This window comes from Streptomyces sp. NPDC039462 (genome assembly GCF_055639375.1).
Genome location: NZ_JBVKAO010000008.1, coordinates 206,167 through 225,605, shown reverse-complemented (window position 1 = coordinate 225,605; position 19,439 = coordinate 206,167). Strand labels below are relative to the sequence as shown.

The following is a 19,439-nucleotide window of genomic DNA, read 5'->3' as shown; positions in this document are numbered from 1 at the left end:
CGAGGTCCGCACCGGCTGACCAGCCAGGAACGGATTTCCAAGCACCCGGATCGGGATGCTAGAGTTTCACTCGTTGCAAGGGCCTGTGGCGCAGTCTGGTAGCGCACCTCGTTCGCATCGAGGGGGTCTGGGGTTCAAATCCCCACAGGTCCACTGCACATGAGATCCCGTCCAGTTCATCGAACTGGGCGGGATCTTTGCGTTGCGGTACGCGAGGCCGGGCTCCGCGTGTGGTCTCCGTGTGGGTTGTCCGGCTGTGGATACATTTGATCCATGGTGTCCCCTTTGCGGGTTGGCGTGATCTGCGGCACTTCTCTGGCCGCCGTGCTCGTGGGCGGGTGTGCCGAGCCCCGGGGGCTGCGGGTGGAGGGGCCCGCGCTGCGGCCCACGCGAGTGGCGGGGCCCGTCTATGTGGCCGACGTGTCGGGGCGGCCGCTGCAGCAGCCGGCCGAGGTGGAGCTCACCGAGTCCGTCGTCGTCGCGGAGCTGAGCTGGCGCGACTGGGGCGGGCCGACCGCGCGGGCCACCGGGAGGCTCGGCGGCCCGTGGTGCGGGCCAGGGTGCCGTGACAGGCCTTACGACGCGACGCTGACGCTCAGCGGTCTGGAGCGGCCAGAGGGCGTGGCGTACTACCGGCGGGCCACCGTCGAGCCGAGGAAGCCGGAGGAACTGCCCGCCGCGGCGGTGAACGTGCAGTTCCAGGGGATCCGGCTGTCGGCGCCGGACTTCTGAGGGCACGGGCATGAGTGTGGGGATGGGGTTGCGCGCCAAGATCGGGCTCGCCATCGCGGCCACCGCGGCCGTGGTGGCCGCGGTGATGGGGCTCCTCGTGCACCACCGCACCGTCGACGCGCAGTACGCGGCCGCGCGCAGTCAGATCGGGGACCGGTTGCGGACCGCCGTGCAGGACCACGCGGCCGGGATCGACGGGGACCGCACCCTCATCGACCCCGTCGACCTGCCGGGGCCGCTCGCCGGGGCCGTCACGAACGGGCGGTGGGGCGTCTATCTGGACCGGAGCGGGCGGGTGCCGCAGCTGTGGGCGGCGAGCAAGTACGGCAAGGAGGTCGTCGCGCTGAAGCGCCCGTACGACAGGGAGACGGAGACCGTACGGGATCTGGACCGGGTGCTGTGGATCTCCGGGGGCATCGGGACGGCGCTCGCGTGTGCGGCGGGGCTGCTCGTCGCCACGCGGCTGGGGCGGCGCCTCAGGAGGAAGGCCGGGGCGGCGCGGCGCATCGCCGACGGGGATCTGACGGCGCGGCTGCCCCTGCACGGCAAGGACGAGATCACTCAGCTCGCGGCCGCCGTGAACACCATGGCCGACGCGCTTGCCGCGCGGTTGCAGGCGGAGCGCGAGGTGACGGCGAACATCGCGCACGAGCTGCGTACGCCGGTGGCCGGCATGGTCACGGCGGCGGGGTTGCTGCCGCCAGGGCGGCCGTCCGAGCTGGTGCGGGAGGCCGCGGGGCGGCTGCGGGAGCTCGTCGACGACGTCATCGAGGTGGCGCGGCTCGACGGGGCGGGGGAGCAGGTGGCCGCGGAGGTGTGTGAACTGGGGGTGGTGGTGCGGAGGTCTGTCGCGGCGGGGGCTGCTGGAGCCGCCGGGGCCGACGGTGCCGACGGGGCGGTCGGTGTGACGGTGGATGTTGTGCGGGACGTGGAGGTGGTGACGGATCCGCGGAGGGTGGAGCGGGTGGTCGCCAACCTCGTCAGCAACGCGTTGCGGCACGGGGCGGTGCCTGTGGTGGTGGAGGTCGACGGTGGGGTGGTGCGCGTGCGGGACTCCGGGGGTGGGTTTCCGGAGTCCTTGTTGTCCGGGGGGCCGCAGCGGTTTCGGAGTGGGGGTGGGGAGGAGGGGGTGGGGCTTGGTCTTGGGCTGACCATTGCTCAGGGGCAGGCGCGGGTGTTGGGGGCGGGGTTGCGGTTCGCCAATCCGGTGGGGGGTGGGGCGGTGGTCGAGTTCGACCTGCGGTCCGCTGTGCGGTGACCCTCCGGGGGGGTGCGGGGTTGTCCGTGCGGGGGTGTCGTCTGCGGGTTTGTGGGGGCTGGTCGCGCAGTTCCCCGCGCCCCTGAGCGGGCTGGGGGTGTTGTTTTGTGTGCCGCCTGTCTGTGGCTTGTTGCGCAGTTCCCCGCGCCCCTGAGTGGGTTGAGCGTGTTGTTTTGTGTGCTGCCCGTCTGTGGCTGGTCGCGCAGTTCCCCGCGCCCCTGAGTGGGCTGGGGGTGTTACAGGAGTTTTGCGTAGCAGCGGCTCAAGTTGTCGAAGCGGTAGTAGCCGAACTTTTCCTCGGCGGGGGTGTAGCCGCTGGAGGTGTAGAGGGCTATCGCCTCCGGCTGCTTCGTGCCTGTTTCCAGGACCATGCGGGTGCGGCCCGCCGCCTTCGCGTCGGCCTCCAGGGCCGCGAGGATGCGGCGGGCGAGGCCCAGGCCCCGGGCCTCCGGGGTGACGTACATGCGCTTCAGCTCGGCGTCGCCGTCCTGGTAGTTCTCCTCGTTCCGGTCCATGCCGCGCCAGCCGCCGGTGGCCAGCGCGGTGCCCTCGTCGTCGTACGCGATGAGGTAGAGGCCGCGTGGTGGCTCGAACATGGTGGGGTCGAGGGGGGTGAGGTCGCCGTCGTCGCCGTAGCGCTCGGCGTATTCGAGCTGGACGCGGTCGTTGAGGCGGACGGCGTCCGGGTGCGCGAAGGTGACGGTGCGCAGCTCGACGGGGGGAGGGGTGGGGGTGGTGCGGGGCTGGGCGGGTATGGGGGCGGCGGTGTCGCGGGCCTGGATATTCATGCGCTCCATCGTACTTCTATGCGTAACGGATGAGAGTGGTGTCGTCCAGTGTGCCGGTATCGTGCCGGGATGCTCACTGTGACCAGCGTGAATGTGAACGGCCTGCGCGCGGCCGCCAAGAAGGGCTTCGTGGAGTGGCTCGCCGGGACCTCGGCCGACGTGCTCTGCCTCCAGGAGGTGCGCGCCGAGGCGCATCAGCTGCCGGACGAGGTGCGGGCCCCCGAGGGCTGGCACGTCGTGCACGCGCCCGCGGCCGCCAAGGGGCGCGCCGGTGTCTCGCTGTACACGCGCCGTGAGCCGGACCGGGTGCGGGTCGGCTTCGGGTCCGACGAGTTCGACGGCAGTGGGCGGTATGTCGAGGCGGATCTGCCCGGTGTCACCGTGGCCAGCCTGTATCTGCCTTCCGGCGAGGTCGGCACCGAGCGGCAGGACGAGAAGGTCCGGTTCATGAAGGAGTTCCTCGACTACCTGAAGGAGCTCAAGGCGCGGGCCGCCGCCGAGGGGCGGCACGTCGTCGTCTGCGGCGACTGGAACATCGCCCACCAGGAGGCCGACCTCAAGAACTGGAAGGGCAACAAGAAGAACTCCGGGTTCCTGCCCGAGGAGCGCGCCTGGATGGACGAGGTCTTCGCGGAGTACGAGGACGTCGTGCGGGCCCAGCACCCGGGCGTCGAGGGCCCCTACTCGTGGTGGTCGTACCGCGGGCGCGCCTTCGACAACGACACGGGCTGGCGCATCGACTACCACGTCGCGACGGCCGGGCTCGCCGAGCGCGCGGTGAAGGCGTACGTCGAGCGGGCCGCGACCCACGCCGAGCGGTGGAGCGACCACGCGCCCGTGACGGTGGTCTACGACCTGTAGGCCCTCGATCCGCGCATCCCCGGGGGCATGGGGAGGGCCATAGGAGTGGCCGGTGGCGGGGCGCGGGTGCAAAGTCCGGCAGAAGGCTGTCCCTCGCCCGCCCGGCATGGCAGATTGCGGTCGCGCACGTGACCAACTGCCGAGCTTTCGGGGGGACTTCATGTCGGCCGTGCCCAGAGCCGCGTCCACATCTGCCACGCCATCGAGACGTGCCGTCGTGCTGGGCGCGGCGGGTGCCGGGATCGCGGCGGCGCTGCCCGCCACCCGGGCGTACGCGACGGGCGGCGGTGGCGGGGTGCCCGCCGGTACGCCGCCCGTCCTGCTGACCGAGCAGGCGAGCAGGCGCCTCCTCGTCCTCGACCCGCGGCGCCGCGTCTGGGACCCGGCCGAGGAGCCGTCCGTCGTGCGCTGGCAGTTCTCGCCGCTCGGCGACCCGCGCTACGAGGACCTGCGGCCGGACGAGAGCTGGGTGTATCCGTGCGAGGCGAAGGTGCGGGTGCACCGGAAGCGCACGTACGTCCTGACGACGGCGTCGTTCGGCTTCGTGGCCGTCGTCGAGCACCCCTCGGGCAGGCGGTACTGGGGTGCGGCGCTCGGACCCGGGGACGATCTGTACAACCCGCACAGCGCCGAGATCCTGCCCGACGGCAATGTGGCCGTCGCGTGCAGCACGGGCGCGCTGGTGCGGCTGTACGCGGCGTCGCGGGGGCCCCGGGCCACGCGGTACGCGGAGGCGACGCTCAAGGGCGCGCACGGACTGCACTGGGACGGCACGCGTGAGGTGCTGTGGGCCATCGGCGACGACGAGTTGGTGTCGTACGCGGTGGGCGGCACGGCGGGGCGGCCCACGCTGACGCGGACGTACGCGGTGGGCCTGCCGGTCGGGACACCGGGCCGGACGCCCGGCGGGCACGACCTCTTCCCCGTGGCGGGGCGGCCTGGGCGGCTGTGGGTGACGACCAACGCGGCCGTGTTCCAGTACGAGCCGGACAGCGGCGCCTTCCTGCGGGACTTCGCCGGGGCCGAGGAGATCTCCCGCAAGTCCGTCAAGGCCGTCGGCGACGACCCGCGCACCGGGCAGGTCCTGACCACCGTGCCGGAGAGCGGGCTCGACGAGACCTGGTGGACCACGACGGTGAGCGTGCACCGGCCCGCGAGCAGCTACAAGCTCGTCAATGGGGGTATTTACAAGGCGCGTTGGTGGCTGCCCCGCTGAACCCGTAATGACTGGCCGGTCGGTCAGGGCTTCTTGAGGCGCCGGTCCAGGGCCATGGACAGCTCGGCCTCCACCACGCTCTTCGCGAGCGGGCGCAGCTGCTCGATGTCGACCTCCGCGGTGTCGGGCGTGTGGGTGCGCATGACCGTGATGAACAACTCCGCCAGCGCGTCGGCGTGTTCGCGGACGCGCTGGCCCGCCTCCAGGACCGCGGCGAGCGGAACTCCCTTGCGCACCAGGGTGGATGAGGCGTCGAGCAGGCGGCGGCTGATGTGGACCAGTTCGTCGCCGTCGGTGCCGAGGTAGCCGAGGTCCAGGGCGGCGACGAGGTTCTCCGGGGTGACCTCGCCCGCGAAGTGGTCGGCCAGCTCCTCGGGGGTGAGGCGGACCGGCTGCTCCTCCGTCGGCTCGCCGAGGCCGAGGAGTTCGCCGACGTCACGGCCCTTCTCGAAGGCGTCGGCGAGTTCGGCGATGCCGTTGAGGGTGTGGCCGCGCTCCAGGAGGGCGGCGATGGTGCGGAGTCTGGCCAGGTGGTGCTCGTCGTACCAGGCGATGCGGCCCTCGCGGCGCGGTGGCGGGATGAGGCCGCGCTCGCGGTAGAAGCGGACGGTGCGCACGGTGATGCCGGCCGCCTCGGCCAGCTCCGCCATGCGGTACTCGCGTACGTCTCCGGGTCCGCTGTCACGTTCGTCTGCCACGGGTGAAGCCTATGCGGTGCCCCGTCGGGGGCGCGGGGGACCGCGAGCTCGGCCCCCGCCGAGGCGCGGTCGCGTCTGCCGCGGCGGGTTCCACGGCGAGTGCGGCTTGTCGTCGGTTGCTCGCGCAGTTCCCCGCGCCCCTGGCGGGGCACGGGGCAGTCGACCTTGCTCGACCCCTACCCATGAGTACGGAACTGCCCTACTCTCCAATTGCGCCAGTAACCACTGGCATGGTTCGCGAACTTCCGGGAGGCGGCGGAATGGCAGAGCACGAGCACGTACGAGTGGCGGTGGTCGGTTCCGGGTTCGGAGGCCTCGGCGCGGCCGTGCGGCTGCGCCGCGAAGGCATCACCGACTTCGTCGTCCTGGAGCGGGCCGGCGCGGTGGGCGGCACCTGGCGCGACAACAGCTACCCGGGCTGCGCCTGCGACGTGCCCTCGCACCTGTACTCGTTCTCCTTCGCGCCCAACCCGGACTGGCCGCGCACCTTCTCCGGGCAGGAGCACATCCGGGAGTACCTGGAGCACGTCGCCGACACGTTCCGGCTCCGCCCGCACATCCGCCTCGACACCGAGGTGAAGCTGATGAGCTGGGACGCCGACCGGCTGCGCTGGACGATCGAGACGAGCAACGGCACCTACACCGCCGACGTCGTCGTCTCCGCCACCGGACCGCTCTCCGACCCGAAGACCCCCGACATCCCGGGCATCGACACCTTCCCCGGCAAGGTCTTCCACTCCGCCCGCTGGGACCACGACTACGACCTGCGCGGCAAGCGCGTCGCGATGATCGGCACCGGCGCCTCCGCCATCCAGATCGTGCCGGAGATCCAGAAGACGGTCGGTAAGCTCACGCTCTTCCAGCGCACGCCCCCGTGGGTGATGCCGCGCGCCGACCGCGCCATCACCGGCGCCGAGCGCTGGCTGCACAAGCAGCTGCCGTTCACCACCCAGGCCCGGCGCGGCCTCCTGTGGGGCATCAGGGAGCTGCAGGTCCAGGCGTTCACCAAGCGGCCCAACGAGCTCGGCATGGTGGAGCAGCTCGCCAAGCGCAACATGTACCGGGCCATCAAGGACCCCGCGCTGCGGGCCAAGCTGACCCCGACGTACCGCATCGGCTGCAAGCGCATCCTGCTCTCCAACACCTACTACCCGGCGCTCGCCAAGCCGAATGTCGACGTCGTCGCCAGCGGTCTGACCGAGGTGCGCGGCAACACCGTCGTCGCCGCGGACGGCACGGAGGCCGAGGTCGACGCGATCATCTTCGGCACCGGCTTCCACGTCACGGACATGCCGATCGCCGAGCGTGTGGTGGGCGACGAGGGCCAGACCCTCATGGAGAGCTGGAAGGGCGGGATGAACGCGCTGCGCGGCGCGACCGCGGCCGGCTTCCCCAACTGGATGACGATCATCGGCCCGAACACCGGGCTCGGCAACTCCTCCATGATCCTGATGATCGAGTCGCAGCTGAACTACATGGCCGACTACCTGCGGCAGTTGGACCTCCTCGGAGGCCGCGCCGCCCTCGCCGCCCGGCCCGACTCCGTGAGCGCCTGGAACCGCCGGGTGCAGGAACGGATGAAGCGCACCGTGTGGAACACCGGCGGCTGCAACAGCTGGTACCTCGACGAGAACGGCGTCAACACCACGGTCTGGCCCGGCACCACCACCGAGTTCCGGGCGGCGACGCGACGCGTGGACCTCTCCGAGTACGAGGTGCTGCGGGAGCCGAGGGCGCTGAAAGCCGTGCCCGACACCCGTGCCGCGGAGAAGTCCGGGACGGCGAAGGTCGAGGCCGGGGCATGAGCCGACGACTGACGCCAGTGGCGAGCGGGCCCTACGCGCCGCCCGCTCCCGTGCGCGAACTGACCGCCGTCTCCGCCGACGGGGCCCGCGTCCACGTCGAGGTGCACGGCCCCGAAGGCGCGCCCGCCGTGGTGCTCGCCCACGGCTGGACCTGCTCGACCGCCTTCTGGGCCGCGCAGATCCGCGCACTCCGCGCCGGTCACCGCGTCATCGCGTACGACCAGCGGGGGCACGGGCGCAGTGACGCGCCCGGGGCCGCCGACGGGTACAGCACGACGGCGCTCGCCGACGACCTCGAAGCGGTCCTGGCGGCGACGCTCGCGCCGGGCGAGAAGGCCGTGCTCGTGGGGCACTCCATGGGCGGCATGACCATCATGGCGGCGGGCGGCAGGGACAAGGTCCGTGAGCATGCGGCCGCCGTTCTGCTGTGCAGCACGGGGAGTTCGGCGCTGGTCGCCGAGTCGCTGGTGGTGCCGCTGCTGCGGGCAGGGCGGGCGCGGACGCGCGTCACGCGGTCGGTACTCGGCTCGCGCGCGCCGCTCGGGCCCGTCACGCCGCTGGCCAAGCGCGTCCTCAAGTACGCGACGATGGGCCCCGGCGCGTCACCGGACAAGGTGGAGGCCTGCGCGCGGATCGTGCATGCGTGCCCCCGGGACGTGCGGTACGGCTGGTCGCACGTCCTTGAAGGGCTGCAACTGGACGTCGAAGTCAGTGAGTTGCAGGCGCCCACCGCCGTCATCGCCGGCACGGTCGACCGGCTCACGCCCGTCGTGCACGCGCGGCGGATCGCGGCCGCGCTGCCCGAGTGCCTGGGGCTCACCGAGCTGACCGGGGTCGGACACATGACGCCCATCGAGGCACCCGAGGCGGTCACCGCGCGGATCGCGGAGCTCGTCGGAACGTACGTACAGGTCGAGCAGGGCAAGCCGGTCGAGCCGGTCAAGGAGGACGCATGAGCAGGGTCAGCCTGGAGGGACAGGTCGCGGTCGTCACGGGGGCGGCGCGCGGAGTCGGTGAGCTGCTCGCGCGCAAGCTGTCGGCGCGCGGCGTGCGGGTCGCGCTCGTCGGCCTGGAGCCGGACGAGCTGAAGCAGGTGTCGGAGCGGCTGCACACCGAGTCCGCACACTGGCACGCGGACGTCACCGACCACGCGGCGATGGCGCGGGTCGCGCAGGAGGTCAAGGAGCACTTCGGCAAGGTCGACATCGTCGTCGCCAACGCGGGCGTGGCCGGCGGCGGGCCCTTCCTGGAGTCCGACCCGGACGCGTGGCGCCGCGTCATCGAGGTCAACCTCATCGGCAGCGCGGTGACCGGCAGGGCCTTCCTGCCCGTCCTCATGGAGAGCCGCGGCTACCTGCTGCAGATCGCCTCGCTCGCCGCGATCACCCCGGCGCCGATGATGACGGCGTACTGCGCGTCGAAGTCGGGCGTCGAGGCGTACGCGCACGCGCTGCGGGCCGAGGTCGGCTACAAGGGCGTCAAGGTGGGCGTCGGCTATCTGTCCTGGACCGACACGGACATGGTGCGGGGCGCCGACCAGGACGAGGTGATGCGGGAGTTGCGGCAGCGGCTGCCGTGGCCGTCGAACAAGACGTACCCGCTGGGTCCGGCCGTGGACCGGATCGTGGCGGGCATCGAGCGGCGCTCCAGCCATGTGTACGCGCAGTGGTGGCTGCGGGGCATGCAGGGCGTCCGCGGCTATCTGCCCGCGGTCATCGGCTCGGTCGGCCAGCGCGAGATGCGGCGCTTCGAGCCGCGGCTCGGCAACGTGTCGACCGGTCTCGTCGGCGCGGGCGGTTCGGCGGACGAACGGGAGCGCGCCGCCGGTTGAGCCGACGTCGCGTGGCCGTACGGAGCGCAAAGGCCGTACGCAGCGCAAAGGCCGTACGCAGCACAGAGGCCCCCGGCGTCCCGGGGGCCTCCTCGCACGAGCTCGACGTCAGGCGTCAGGCGTCAGACGTCAGGCGTCGTAGTCGCGGTCGAACTTGTCCCGCTGCTCCTGCGCGGCGTCACGGGCCTGGTCCGGCGCCTGCGAGGACCGCTCACTCGCCTCGTCCTGGGCCTGCGAGGCGCGGTCGCGTGCCTGGTCGCTCTTCTCGCCCATGGAGCCCTTGGCCTTGTTGGCGAGGTCCTGAGCCTTGTCCTGGAACTGGTCCTTGATGCCCATGCGGTTCACTCCCGTTGTTGGGTGGGGGGATGGGGCCTCGATCAGATTTACATGGGCGGGCATTCTTCGCATTTCGATCATGTGGCCAGGTCAGGAGCGTGGTCACGGCCGGTGCGGCCGCGGCGGCAGGGGCGGCCTGCTGCGGTCCGGCACGTCCGAGTAGTCGGGGGGCGTGACCGCCGGGTTCCGCTCCAGGAGCTCCAGCGCGAGCCGTACCGCGTCGTCGAGTTGGGCGTGCCGGCCCTCCGCCCAGTCCAGCGGCGTCCGCAGGACGTCGAGGTCCGGGGGCACGCCGTGGTTCTCCACGCCCCACCCGTACGCGTCGAACCAGCCCGCGTTCATCGGCACCGTGATCACCGTGCCGTCACCGAGGGCGTGCCGTCCGGTCATGCCGACCACGCCGCCCCAGGTGCGCTGTCCGACGACCGGGCCGAGCCCGAGCAGCTTGAAGGCCGCCGTGATCATGTCGCCGTCCGAGGACGTCGCCTCGTCCGCGAGGGCCACCACCGGGCCGCGGGGCGCGTTCGAGGCGTACGACACCGGCTGGGCGTTCCGCGTCAGGTCCCAGCCGAGGATCTTGCGCGTCAGCTTCTCCACGACGAGTTCGCTGATGTGGCCGCCGGCGTTGCCGCGCACGTCCACGATCAGGGCGGGCCGGGACATCTCCATGCGCAGGTCCCGGTTGAACTGCGCCCAGCCCGAGCCGCCCATGTCGGGGATGTGGAGGTAGCCGCACTTGCCGTCGCTCAACTCCCGGACCACTTCACGGCGTTTGGCCACCCAGTCCTGGTAGCGCAGCGGCCGTTCGTTGACGAGGGGGACGATCGCGACGCGGCGGGGCGGGCCCTCGCCCTCCGCGGGTTCGAAGGTGAGCTCGACGGTCGTGCCGCCGGCCGCCGCGAGGAGGGGGAAGGGGCCGGTGACCGGGTCGACAGGGCGGCCGTCGATGTGGGTGAGGATCGCGCCCTCCCTGATGCCGGACCCGGCCAGCGGCGAGCGCGCCTTGGAGTCGGAGGACTCGCCGGGCAGGATCCGCTTGACCATCCACCCGCCGTCCCGGTGCACGAGGTTGGCGCCGAGCAGGCCCATGGCCCGCTGGTAGTGCGGCGGGCCCTCGTTGCGGCGGGCGGCGGAGACGTAAGCGTGCGAGGTGCCGAGCTCGCCGAGGACCTCGCGGAGCAGGTCGGCGAACTCGTCGGGGGACGCGACGCGTTCGACAAGCGGCCGGTACTGCGCGAGCACCCCGTCCCAGTCGATGCCGCTCATCCCCGGGTCCCAGAAGTAGGCGCGGATGATCCGGCCCGCCTCCTCGTAGGCCTGGCGCCACTCGGCGGCCGGGTCGACCTCGTGCAGGATGCGGCGCAGGTCGATCCAGACGGTGGTGTCGACGTCACCCGTCTCGGTGGCGGGCACGGCGCTCAGGTCGCCCTCGTCGACGACCACGAGCCGCGAGCCGTCGCCGCTGAGCGCGAACCAGTCGAGGTGGTCGACCAGCTGGGACTTCTTGGCCTTGGCGATGTTGAAGTATTCGAGGGTGGGGCGGCCCGAGGTGTCGGCCGGGTTGACGAAGGTCTCGCCGAGCGCGCCCGAGATCGGCCAGCGCAGCCAGACCAGGCCGCCGCCGCTGACGGGCTGGAGCGCCGAGTACTTCGACGCGGCGACCGGGAACGGCGTGACCCGCGCCGCGAGCCCCTCGACCTCCACCGTCGTGGTGCCGTCGCCCCCGCTGCCGTCGGCCGGGTCGAGGCCGCCCGCCACCGGGCGCCCGTCGGGCAGCAGCGCGAAGGGGGAGGGGGTCGCCGAGGAGAGCGGTACGAGGTAGGGGCGGCAGCCGAGGGGGAAGGACAGGTCGCCGGTGTGCACGTCGTAGACGGGGTCGAAGCCGCGCCAGGAGAGGAAGGCGAGATAGCGGCCGTCGCGGGTGAAGACGGGGTTCTCGTCCTCGAAGCGGCCGTTGGTGACGTCGACGATCGTGCGGGGGCCGGGACCGGCGATGCGGGCCAGCTTGATCTGGCGCAGGGAGCGGCCGATGCCGGGGTGCGACCAGGTCAGCCAGCAGCCGTCGGGGGAGAAGGCGAGGTCGCGGACGGGTCCATTGACGGACCGGATCAGCTCGGTGACCCCGCCGTCCGGGCCCTCCGAGCCCTGCGAGCCCTCTGAGCCCTCCGAGCCCTCCGGGCCCGCCGAGTCCTCCGAGGTGTCGACGAGGAGCAGCCGGCCGTCGTTCGACGCGATGGCGAGGCGTTCGCCGTCACGGTCGGCGACCATCTCCTGGACGCGGCCGAGCCGCCCGCTCGCCAGCCTGCGCGGCTCGCGGGCGCCGCTGGCCCGCGGCAGATAGGCGATCTCGATGGCGTCCTCGCCCTCGGCGTCGGTGACGTAGGCGACCTGCCCACCGGTGCCGAGCATCTCGGGGAGGCGGACCCGCACGCCCGGGGTGTCGCTGATGGTGCGGGCCGGGCCGTCCCGGTGGGTGAGCCAGTAGAGCGAGCCGCGTACGACGACGGCGCTCGCCCGGCCCGTCGCGTCCACGGAGAGCGCGTCGAGGTGCTGCGCGGCCGGCACCTGATAGACCCGCCGGCCGGCGCGCGGCCCGCCGAGCCGCACGTCGAGGCGGCGCGGCACGGAGTCCGCCGCGAGGTCGTCGACCAGCCAGATGTCGCCCGCGCACTGGTAGACGACGCGGGTGCCGTCACTGGCCGCGTGCCGGGCGTAGAAGGCGTCGTGGTCGGTGTGGCGCCGCAGGTCGGAGCCGTCGGGCAGGCAGGAGTAGAGGTTGCCGATGCCTTCGTGGTCGGAGAGGAAGGCGATGCGCCCGGCAACGAACATGGGCGAGTCGAGGTGCCCGTCGAGGTCGGCGAGGATCTGCTCGCCGTGCACCCACAGGCGGCCGGTCGCGCCGCCCCGGTACCGCTTCCAGGCGGCGGGTTCGTGCGGCGGCTTGCCGGTGAGGAGCAGCGTCTTGCGGTCGCAGTCGCTGTCGGCGAGGGAGTCGGTGATCGCGATGTCCCAGACCGGGCCCCAGGGCAGCTTGCCGCCCGGGGAGCCGTCGAGGGGCACGCTGTAGGCCCAGCAGAGGTGCGAGAAGGGCTCGCCGTGCGAGGACACGGCGAGGATGTCGCCGTCGGGGGACCAGCCGCAGACCCGGGTGTCGGTGCTGCCCCAGTAGGTCAGGCGGCGCGAGGGCCCGCCGCCCACCGGTGCGAGGTGGATCTCCGGGTCGAGGCTGCGCCACGTCGTGTACGCGATGTGGCGGCCGTCCGGTGAGAAGCGGGGATGGCTCACCTTGGTCCGGTCGACGGTGAGCCGCCAGGCCCGGTCCGCGGGGGTGCCCGCGGGGGAGAGGGGGGCCACCCACAGATCGTCCTCGGCGGCGAAGCAGAGGCGGTCGCCGCTGAGGTGCGGAAAACGCAGGTAGGCCTGGTCGGCGTGGTCGTCCTGGGCATCGTCGCGCGCGTCGGTCACCTGTCCATGCTTTTCCGCTCCGGGGGCTGCGGCAACTTCTGCCGGACAACGGATGTGACACGTGATGCAGCGCACGTGCGAAACGGTTTCGTTTCGTTAGGCGGGGGGCGTACAGTCTTGGCGTACTCAAGACGTACGAAACAGTTTCGTACGAGGTGGTTTCGTGCACGGTAGTTACGTACGAGGCGACCCGGGCACCCGGAGGAGGTGGAGACCATGACCGAGGCGGCACCGGCACGGCGCAGCAGGATCACGCCCGAGCGCGAGGCCGAGCTCTACGAGGCCGTGCTCGACCTGCTCCGCGAGGTCGGCTACGACGCGCTCACCATGGACGCCGTCGCCGCCCGCACCCGCTCCAGCAAGGCCACCCTCTACCGCCAGTGGGGGAGCAAGCCGGAGCTGGTAGCCAAGGCGCTGCGGCACAACAAGCCGACGTCCCTGGCGGACATCGACACCGGGTCGCTGCGCGGCGACCTGTACGAGATGGTGGCCCGCTCGGACGACTGCCAGATGGAGAAGGACGCCGCGCTGATGCGGGGCCTGTTCCATGCCGTGCACGACAACCCCGAACTCCACCAGGCGCTGCGGAACCTGCTCATCGAGCCGGAGCTCACCGGCCTCAACGACCTGTTGCGCAGAGCCGTGGACCGCGGCGAGATCGCCGCGGACAATCCGGCGCTGAAGTTCGCCGTCCACATGATGGTCGGCGCCTTCGTGGCCCGGGACCTCATCGAGGACCGCCCGGTCGACCGCGACTTCCTCGCCTCCTACATCGATGCCGTGATCCTCCCCGCCCTCGGCGTCTGACCCTCCCCACCCCGCACCTGACGTCACGCACCGCTCACGTCGTCGGGCTGATCCCCCCTGCCCACATCCGGACACACGACTTGACCGGGAGTACGCCCTCGTGGCCACTTTCCTCTACAAACTCGGCAAACTCGCCTTCCGGCGACGCCACTTCGTCGCCCTCATATGGGTGGCGCTCCTGACGCTCGCCGGAGTCGGCGCGGCCTCGGCGCCCACCGCCGCCTCCAGCAGCTTCTCCATACCCGGCACGGAGGCCCAGAAGGCCTTCGACCTGCTGGAGAAGCGGGCCCCCGAGGCCAGCGCGGACGGGGCGAGCGCCCGCGTCGTCTTCAAGGCGCCGGACGGCGAGAAGGTCACCGACAAGGCCAACAAGGCGGAGATCGAGAAGACCGTCGCGGCCATCAAGTCGGGCTCGGACCAGGTGGCCTGCGCCGACAGTCCCTTCGCGGCCAAGACGGTCAGCAAGGACGGCTCCACGGCGTACTCCGCGGTCTCGTACAAGGTCACCTCGATGGAGCTGACCGACGACGACCGCGAGGCACTGGAGAAGACCACCGACGACGCGCGCGAGTCCGGGCTCACGGTCGAGGTCGGCGGCGACGCGCTGCAGGCCATGCCCGAGACCGGCTCCACGGAGATCATCGGCATCGCGGTCGCGGCGGTCGTCCTCGTCATCACCTTCGGCTCGCTGATCGCGGCCGGACTGCCGCTGCTCACCGCGCTGATCGGCGTCGGCATCGGCGTCTCGTCGATCACCGCGCTCGCCGACGCGCTCGACCTCGGCACCACCACATCGACGCTCGCCATGATGATCGGCCTCGCGGTCGGCATCGACTACGCGCTCTTCATCGTCTCGCGCTTCCGCGGCGAACTCGCCGAGGGACGCGACCGCGAGGAGGCGGCGGGCCGGGCCGTCGGCACCGCGGGCTCGGCGGTCGTCTTCGCCGGACTCACCGTGGTCATCGCGCTGGTCGGCCTCGCCGTCGTCAACATCCCGATGCTCACCAAGATGGGCTTCGCCGCGGCCGGCACGGTCGTCATCGCCGTCCTCATCGCGCTCACGCTCATCCCGGCGCTGCTCGGCTACGCGGGCAAGCGCGTCCTTCCCATGGGGGAGAAGAGCAGGCTGTTCGGCGGCGGCAGGAAGAAGGCCGCGGGTGCCTCCGGTGAGGCGAAGGAGAAGGCGAAGGCGAAGGAGAACATGGGCACGCGGTGGGCCCGCTTCGTGGTCCGCCGCCCGGTCGCCGTGCTGCTCGTCGGCATCGTGGGCCTCGGCGCCGCGGCCGTCCCGGTCGCGCAGCTGGAGCTCGGCCTGCCGGACGACGGCGCACAGCCGACGTCCACGACCCAGCGCAAGGCGTACGACCTGGTCTCGGAGGGCTTCGGCCCCGGCTTCAACGGTCCGCTGATGGTCGTCGGCGACCTCAAGGGCGCCGAGAACCCCGCGGCGGCCGCCGGTGAGATCAAGAAGACGATCTCCAAGCTCGACGACGTCCTGACCGTCGCCGCACCGGTGTTCAACAAGGACAAGGACACCGCGATCATCAGCGTCGTGCCGTCCTCCAAGCCCAGCGGCGTCGAGACCGAGGACCTGGTCCACTCGATCCGCGACACCGGCGCGCAGCTCAAGTCCGACTCCGGCGCCGAGATCATGGTCACCGGCACCACGGCCATGAACATCGACGTCTCCCAGAAGCTCAACGACGCGCTGCTGCCCTACCTGGCGCTGGTCGTGGGCCTCGCCTTCCTGCTCCTGATCGTCGTCTTCCGCTCGGTCCTGGTCCCGCTCAAGGCGGCCCTCGGCTTCCTGCTCTCGGTCCTCGCGGCCCTCGGCGCGGTCGTCGCGGTCTTCCAGTGGGGCTGGCTCGGCTCGCTCTTCGGCGTCGAGCAGACCGGACCGATCATGTCGATGATGCCGATCTTCATGGTGGGCGTCGTCTTCGGCCTCGCGATGGACTACGAGGTGTTCCTCGTGACGCGGATGCGGGAGGCGTACGTCCACGGGGAGCGGCCTGCCCAGGCGGTCGTGACCGGGTTCCGGCACGGGGCGCGGGTGGTCTCGGCGGCCGCCGTCATCATGATCGCGGTGTTCGCGGGCTTCATCGGCTCCAGCGAGCAGATGGTGAAGATGATCGGCTTCGGCCTCGCGATCGCGGTCTTCTTCGACGCGTTCGTGGTCCGGATGGCGCTGGTGCCCGCGGTCCTCGCGCTGCTCGGCAAGAAGGCGTGGTGGCTGCCGAAGTGGCTGGACCGCGCGCTGCCGAACGTCGACGTGGAGGGCGAGGGGCTGCGCACGGCGGCCGAGAAGGACGACGCCGAGAGGGAACTCGCTCGCGTCTGACCGGGTGCGCGGTCAGAAGTCCGACCGGGTGACCGTGTGCGCGGTCAGCGGGTGACCGGGGTGGCGGTCGTGTGGGTACGACGCAGGAAGCGGATCAGCGCCGACGCGTCGAACTGCACGACCGTCACCCCGTCGCGTTCGTGGAACTCCACGACCGTCTGGACCCGGCCGCACGGCCATACGTGCACCTCGCCGGAGGTGACAGGGGCCCGCAGTCCCCGCTCCAGGAGCTGCCGGGCGAAGAGGCGGTGCGGGGAGCCGGGGAGGCCGATCCGCACGGTGTCCGGGTCGGCCTCCGGGTCGTAACGGAGGACGACGGACACGGCGCGGTGGCCCTCGGAGGAGTCCGTGACGAGGTGGGCGCGTGCGTACTGCTCGACTGCGGGCATCGCTGGACTCCTCATCCTTACGGGCACTTCCTCACCAATGTCCCATATGTACGGTAATTCGCCGCGGGTGGGCGGGCGGCCGGGTGGCGTCGGCGGTGGGCGCGTGAACGCGGGGACGCGGGGACCCCGGCGGGCGCGGCGGGCGCGGTGGGGGCGCGCGGAGGTGCGCAGCCGATTCGGGACCCGCACGCTCTTGCAAGCCGTTTGCAACAACGCACTATCCTTGAACGGTTCACGAGCCTTCCGCCCTGTCCAGGGCGCCTGCCCAGGAGCGCGCGCATGCATGTCCCCGACGGGTTCATCAATGTCCCGGTCTCCGCGGCGGCCGGGGTCGTCGCGGCGGGCGCCGTGGCCGTCAGCCTCAAGGGCGCCCGGCGTGAGCTGGACGAGCGGACCGCGCCGCTCGCGGGTCTGGTCGCGGCCTTCATCTTCGCCGTGCAGATGCTGAACTTCCCCGTCGCGGCCGGGACCAGCGGGCACCTCCTCGGCGGTGCGCTCGCCGCGATCCTCGTCGGACCCTTCACCGGGGTCCTCTGCGTCTCCGTCGTCCTGCTCATGCAGGGCGTCCTCTTCGCGGACGGCGGCCTCACCGCGCTCGGCGTGAACATCTCCGACATGGCGATCGTCACGACCGTCGTCGCCTACCTCACCTTCCGCGGCCTGGTGAAGGTGCTGCCCCGCGGGCGCCGCTCCGTCACCGTCGCCTCCTTCGTCGCCGCGCTGCTGTCCGTGCCGGCCGCCGCGATCGCGTTCACCCTCATCTACGCCATCGGTGGCACGACGGACGTCTCCATCGGCAAGGTCGCCACCGCCATGGTCGGCGTCCACATCCTCATCGGCATCGGCGAGGCCGCGATCACCGCGCTCACGGTCGGCGCCGTCATCGCCGTACGACCGGACCTGGTGTACGGGGCGCGGGGCCTGACACAGCGGCTCAAGCTGCGGGTCGGCGGGGAACTGGTGGACGCGCCGGCCCCGGCCTCCGCCCCAGAACCGGCCCCTGCCTCCGCTTCCCGCTCGACCCGCCCGGTCTGGATCGCGGGCATCGTCGCCTCCCTCGTCCTCGCGGGCTTCGTCAGCTTCTACGCCTCGGCCGACCCGGACGGCCTGGAGAAGGTCGCCCACGACAAGGGCATCGACAAGAAGGCCGAGGAGCACGCCACCGCGGACTCCCCGCTCGCCGACTACGGCGTCAAGGACATCACCGACGCCCGCCTCTCCGGCGGCCTCGCGGGCGTGATCGGCGTGGGCGTCACGGTGGTCGCGGGGACGGGAGTCTTCTGGGCGCTGCGGCGGCGTCGTAAGGACGACGCCTCGCCGACCGCGGTGCCCGAGGACGTCACCTCCGAGAAGGCCTGACATGGGTGCGGGGCACGCCCACCGGCTCTACCGGCACGGTCACTCGCCGGTGCACGCGCTGCCTCCGCACACCAAGCTCGCGGCGGTCTTCTGCTTCGTGATCGTCGTGGTGTCCACGCCGCGCGAGGCGATGTGGGCCTTCGGGCTCTACGCGGTCCTGCTCGGCGTGGTCGCGTACGCCGCGCGCGTCCCGGCAGGGTTCCTGCTGAAGCGGCTGCTGATCGAGGTCCCGTTCGTGGCGTTCGCCGTGCTGCTGCCGTTCGTCGCGCAGGGCGAGCGCGTCGACGTGCTCGGCGTCTCCCTGAGCGTCAACGGACTCTGGGGCGCCTGGAACGTCCTCGCCAAGGGCACGCTGGGCGTCGCCGCGTCCGTACTCCTCGCCGCCACGACCGAGCTGCGCTCCCTGCTGCTCGGGCTGCAGCGGTTGCGGCTTCCCCCGCTCCTCGTCCAGATCGCCTCCTTCATGATCCGGTACGGCGACGTGATCACGGACGAGATGCGCCGCATGAAGATCGCCCGGGAGTCGCGCGGTTTCGAGGCGCGGGGCGTACGCCAGTGGGGCGTCCTCGCCAAGTCCGCGGGGGCGCTCTTCATCCGCTCGTACGAGAGGGGCGAGCGGGTGCACCTCGCCATGGTCAGCCGGGGCTTCGCCGGATCGATGCCGGTCATCGACGAGGTGACGGCCTCGCGGGCGCAGTGGACGTACGCGCTGACCCTGCCGTTGACCGCCCTTGTCGTATGCCTGTTGGGATGGACGCTGTGACCTCTGCACCCACCTCTGCCCCCTCTCTGGAAGTGGCCGGACTGGCCTTCGCCTATCCCGACGGGCACCAGGCCCTCTTCGGTGTCGACTTCACCGTCGCGCGCGGCGAGCGCGTCGCCCTGCTCGGGCCGAACGGCGCGGGCAAGACGACCCTCGTCCTGCACCTGAACGGCATCCTGACCGGCGGCGCGGGCACGGTCACCGTGGCCGGGCTGCCCGTCGGCAAAGAGCACATGGCGGAGATCAGGCGCCGGGTCGGCATCGTCTTCCAGGACCCGGACGACCAGCTGTTCATGCCGACGGTGCGGGAGGACGTGGCGTTCGGGCCCGCGGCGGCGGGGATGCGGGGGCCGGAGCTGGAGGCCCGGGTGCGGAAGGCCCTGTCGCAGGTGGGCATGGCGGAGTTCGCGGACCGTCCGCCGCACCACCTCTCCTTCGGGCAGCGCAGGAGGGTGGCGGTGGCCACGGTCCTCGCGATGGAGCCGGAGATCCTCGTCCTGGACGAACCGTCCTCGAACCTCGACCCCGCGTCGCGCCGCGAACTGGCCGACATCCTGCGCTCGTTGGACGTGACGGTCCTGATGGTCACGCACGACCTGCCGTACGCCCTGGAGCTCTGCCCGCGCGCCCTGATCCTCAGCGAAGGCGTCATCGCGGCGGACGGGCCGACGGGCGAGCTCCTCGCCGACGAGGACCTGATGAGCGCACACCGCCTGGAACTGCCTTTCGGCTTCGATCCGAAGACGGTACGGGCAAGGGGGTAGGGAATCGATGGCGCGGAGCGGCTGTT

General features: G+C 71.7%; 17 protein-coding genes and 1 tRNA gene. 13 read left to right on the top strand and 5 right to left on the bottom strand.

The genetic code is table 11. From position 1 onward, the window contains the following. Window positions 1-79 precede the first annotated feature (79 nt). The 3 genes from ACZ7LU_RS34230 (at window position 80) to ACZ7LU_RS34220 (ending at window position 1,990) form a co-directional block, all read left to right on the top strand. A tRNA-Ala gene (locus tag ACZ7LU_RS34230) sits at window positions 80-153 on the top strand. A 120-nt stretch (window positions 154-273) separates the two neighbouring features. Then, the gene (locus tag ACZ7LU_RS34225; RefSeq protein WP_471918954.1) at window positions 274-732 is read left to right on the top strand and encodes a hypothetical protein; all 459 of its coding nucleotides are present in this window, start codon (window positions 274-276) and stop codon (window positions 730-732) included. Between the two features lie 10 nt (window positions 733-742). Beyond that, window positions 743-1,990, top strand: a complete 1,248-nt coding sequence (locus tag ACZ7LU_RS34220; RefSeq protein WP_471918953.1) for an ATP-binding protein — start codon at window positions 743-745, stop codon at window positions 1,988-1,990. A 236-nt stretch (window positions 1,991-2,226) separates the two neighbouring features. On the opposite strand, the gene ACZ7LU_RS34215 is transcribed toward ACZ7LU_RS34220, so the two are convergent. Then, the gene (locus tag ACZ7LU_RS34215) at window positions 2,227-2,778 is read right to left on the bottom strand and encodes a GNAT family N-acetyltransferase (protein WP_471918952.1); all 552 of its coding nucleotides are present in this window, start codon (window positions 2,776-2,778) and stop codon (window positions 2,227-2,229) included. Window positions 2,779-2,847: 69 nt separating this feature from the next. Here ACZ7LU_RS34215 and ACZ7LU_RS34210 point away from each other — a divergent pair, with 69 nt between their 5' ends. Together ACZ7LU_RS34210 and ACZ7LU_RS34205 are read left to right on the top strand one after the other, a co-directional pair. Further along, on the top strand, window positions 2,848-3,639 hold the full coding sequence (locus ACZ7LU_RS34210) for an exodeoxyribonuclease III (protein WP_468304782.1): 792 nt from the start codon (window positions 2,848-2,850) through the stop codon (window positions 3,637-3,639). A gap of 160 nt (window positions 3,640-3,799) precedes the next feature. Further along, complete coding sequence (locus ACZ7LU_RS34205) at window positions 3,800-4,855, top strand: DUF6528 family protein (RefSeq protein ID WP_471918951.1); 1,056 nt, start codon at window positions 3,800-3,802, stop codon at window positions 4,853-4,855. A gap of 23 nt (window positions 4,856-4,878) precedes the next feature. On the opposite strand, the gene ACZ7LU_RS34200 is transcribed toward ACZ7LU_RS34205, so the two are convergent. Further along, on the bottom strand, window positions 4,879-5,505 hold the full coding sequence (locus ACZ7LU_RS34200; RefSeq protein ID WP_398303761.1) for a MerR family transcriptional regulator: 627 nt from the start codon (window positions 5,503-5,505) through the stop codon (window positions 4,879-4,881). Window positions 5,506-5,813: 308 nt separating this feature from the next. Here ACZ7LU_RS34200 and ACZ7LU_RS34195 point away from each other — a divergent pair, with 308 nt between their 5' ends. The 3 genes from ACZ7LU_RS34195 to ACZ7LU_RS34185 are packed head-to-tail and all read left to right on the top strand — an operon-like array spanning window position 5,814 to window position 9,189. Continuing rightward, window positions 5,814-7,358, top strand: coding sequence for a flavin-containing monooxygenase (locus ACZ7LU_RS34195; RefSeq protein ID WP_471918950.1), 1,545 nt, complete (start codon window positions 5,814-5,816; stop codon window positions 7,356-7,358). Then, window positions 7,355-8,314 (top strand): alpha/beta fold hydrolase, encoded by a 960-nt coding sequence (locus ACZ7LU_RS34190; RefSeq protein ID WP_471918949.1) that lies wholly within the window; start codon window positions 7,355-7,357, stop codon window positions 8,312-8,314. The genes ACZ7LU_RS34195 and ACZ7LU_RS34190 overlap by 4 nt, the downstream gene beginning before the upstream one ends. Next, window positions 8,311-9,189: an SDR family oxidoreductase gene (locus ACZ7LU_RS34185; RefSeq protein ID WP_471918948.1), complete on the top strand. Its 879-nt coding sequence runs from the start codon at window positions 8,311-8,313 to the stop codon at window positions 9,187-9,189. The genes ACZ7LU_RS34190 and ACZ7LU_RS34185 overlap by 4 nt, the downstream gene beginning before the upstream one ends. A gap of 129 nt (window positions 9,190-9,318) precedes the next feature. On the opposite strand, the gene ACZ7LU_RS34180 is transcribed toward ACZ7LU_RS34185, so the two are convergent. Both ACZ7LU_RS34180 and ACZ7LU_RS34175 read right to left on the bottom strand, forming a co-directional pair. Then, the gene (locus ACZ7LU_RS34180; RefSeq protein ID WP_471918947.1) at window positions 9,319-9,525 is read right to left on the bottom strand and encodes a hypothetical protein; all 207 of its coding nucleotides are present in this window, start codon (window positions 9,523-9,525) and stop codon (window positions 9,319-9,321) included. A gap of 102 nt (window positions 9,526-9,627) precedes the next feature. Next, window positions 9,628-12,990 (bottom strand): S41 family peptidase, encoded by a 3,363-nt coding sequence (locus ACZ7LU_RS34175; protein ID WP_471918946.1) that lies wholly within the window; start codon window positions 12,988-12,990, stop codon window positions 9,628-9,630. 216 nt (window positions 12,991-13,206) lie between these two features. Here ACZ7LU_RS34175 and ACZ7LU_RS34170 point away from each other — a divergent pair, with 216 nt between their 5' ends. Together ACZ7LU_RS34170 and ACZ7LU_RS34165 are read left to right on the top strand one after the other, a co-directional pair. Further along, on the top strand, window positions 13,207-13,797 hold the full coding sequence (locus ACZ7LU_RS34170) for a TetR/AcrR family transcriptional regulator (protein WP_398303388.1): 591 nt from the start codon (window positions 13,207-13,209) through the stop codon (window positions 13,795-13,797). Window positions 13,798-13,897: 100 nt separating this feature from the next. Beyond that, on the top strand, window positions 13,898-16,138 hold the full coding sequence (locus ACZ7LU_RS34165; protein ID WP_471918945.1) for an MMPL family transporter: 2,241 nt from the start codon (window positions 13,898-13,900) through the stop codon (window positions 16,136-16,138). Window positions 16,139-16,182: 44 nt separating this feature from the next. Here ACZ7LU_RS34165 and ACZ7LU_RS34160 read toward each other — a convergent pair whose 3' ends face one another. Continuing rightward, entirely contained in the window at window positions 16,183-16,527 is a 345-nt protein-coding gene (locus tag ACZ7LU_RS34160) for an SsgA family sporulation/cell division regulator (protein ID WP_398303392.1), read from the bottom strand. Window positions 16,528-16,806: 279 nt separating this feature from the next. Between ACZ7LU_RS34160 and ACZ7LU_RS34155 the strand changes: the two genes are divergently transcribed. The 3 genes from ACZ7LU_RS34155 to ACZ7LU_RS34145 are packed head-to-tail and all read left to right on the top strand — an operon-like array spanning window position 16,807 to window position 19,413. Further along, on the top strand, window positions 16,807-17,886 hold the full coding sequence (locus ACZ7LU_RS34155) for an energy-coupling factor ABC transporter permease (protein ID WP_471918944.1): 1,080 nt from the start codon (window positions 16,807-16,809) through the stop codon (window positions 17,884-17,886). Window position 17,887: 1 nt separating this feature from the next. Then, entirely contained in the window at window positions 17,888-18,649 is a 762-nt protein-coding gene (gene cbiQ, locus ACZ7LU_RS34150) for a cobalt ECF transporter T component CbiQ (RefSeq protein ID WP_398303396.1), read from the top strand. Further along, window positions 18,637-19,413 carry an energy-coupling factor ABC transporter ATP-binding protein gene (locus ACZ7LU_RS34145; RefSeq protein WP_471117117.1) on the top strand — a complete coding sequence of 259 codons (777 nt, stop codon included), beginning with the start codon at window positions 18,637-18,639 and terminating at the stop codon, window positions 19,411-19,413. Before cbiQ ends, ACZ7LU_RS34145 begins: the two co-directional genes overlap by 13 nt. Window positions 19,414-19,439 lie beyond the last annotated feature (26 nt).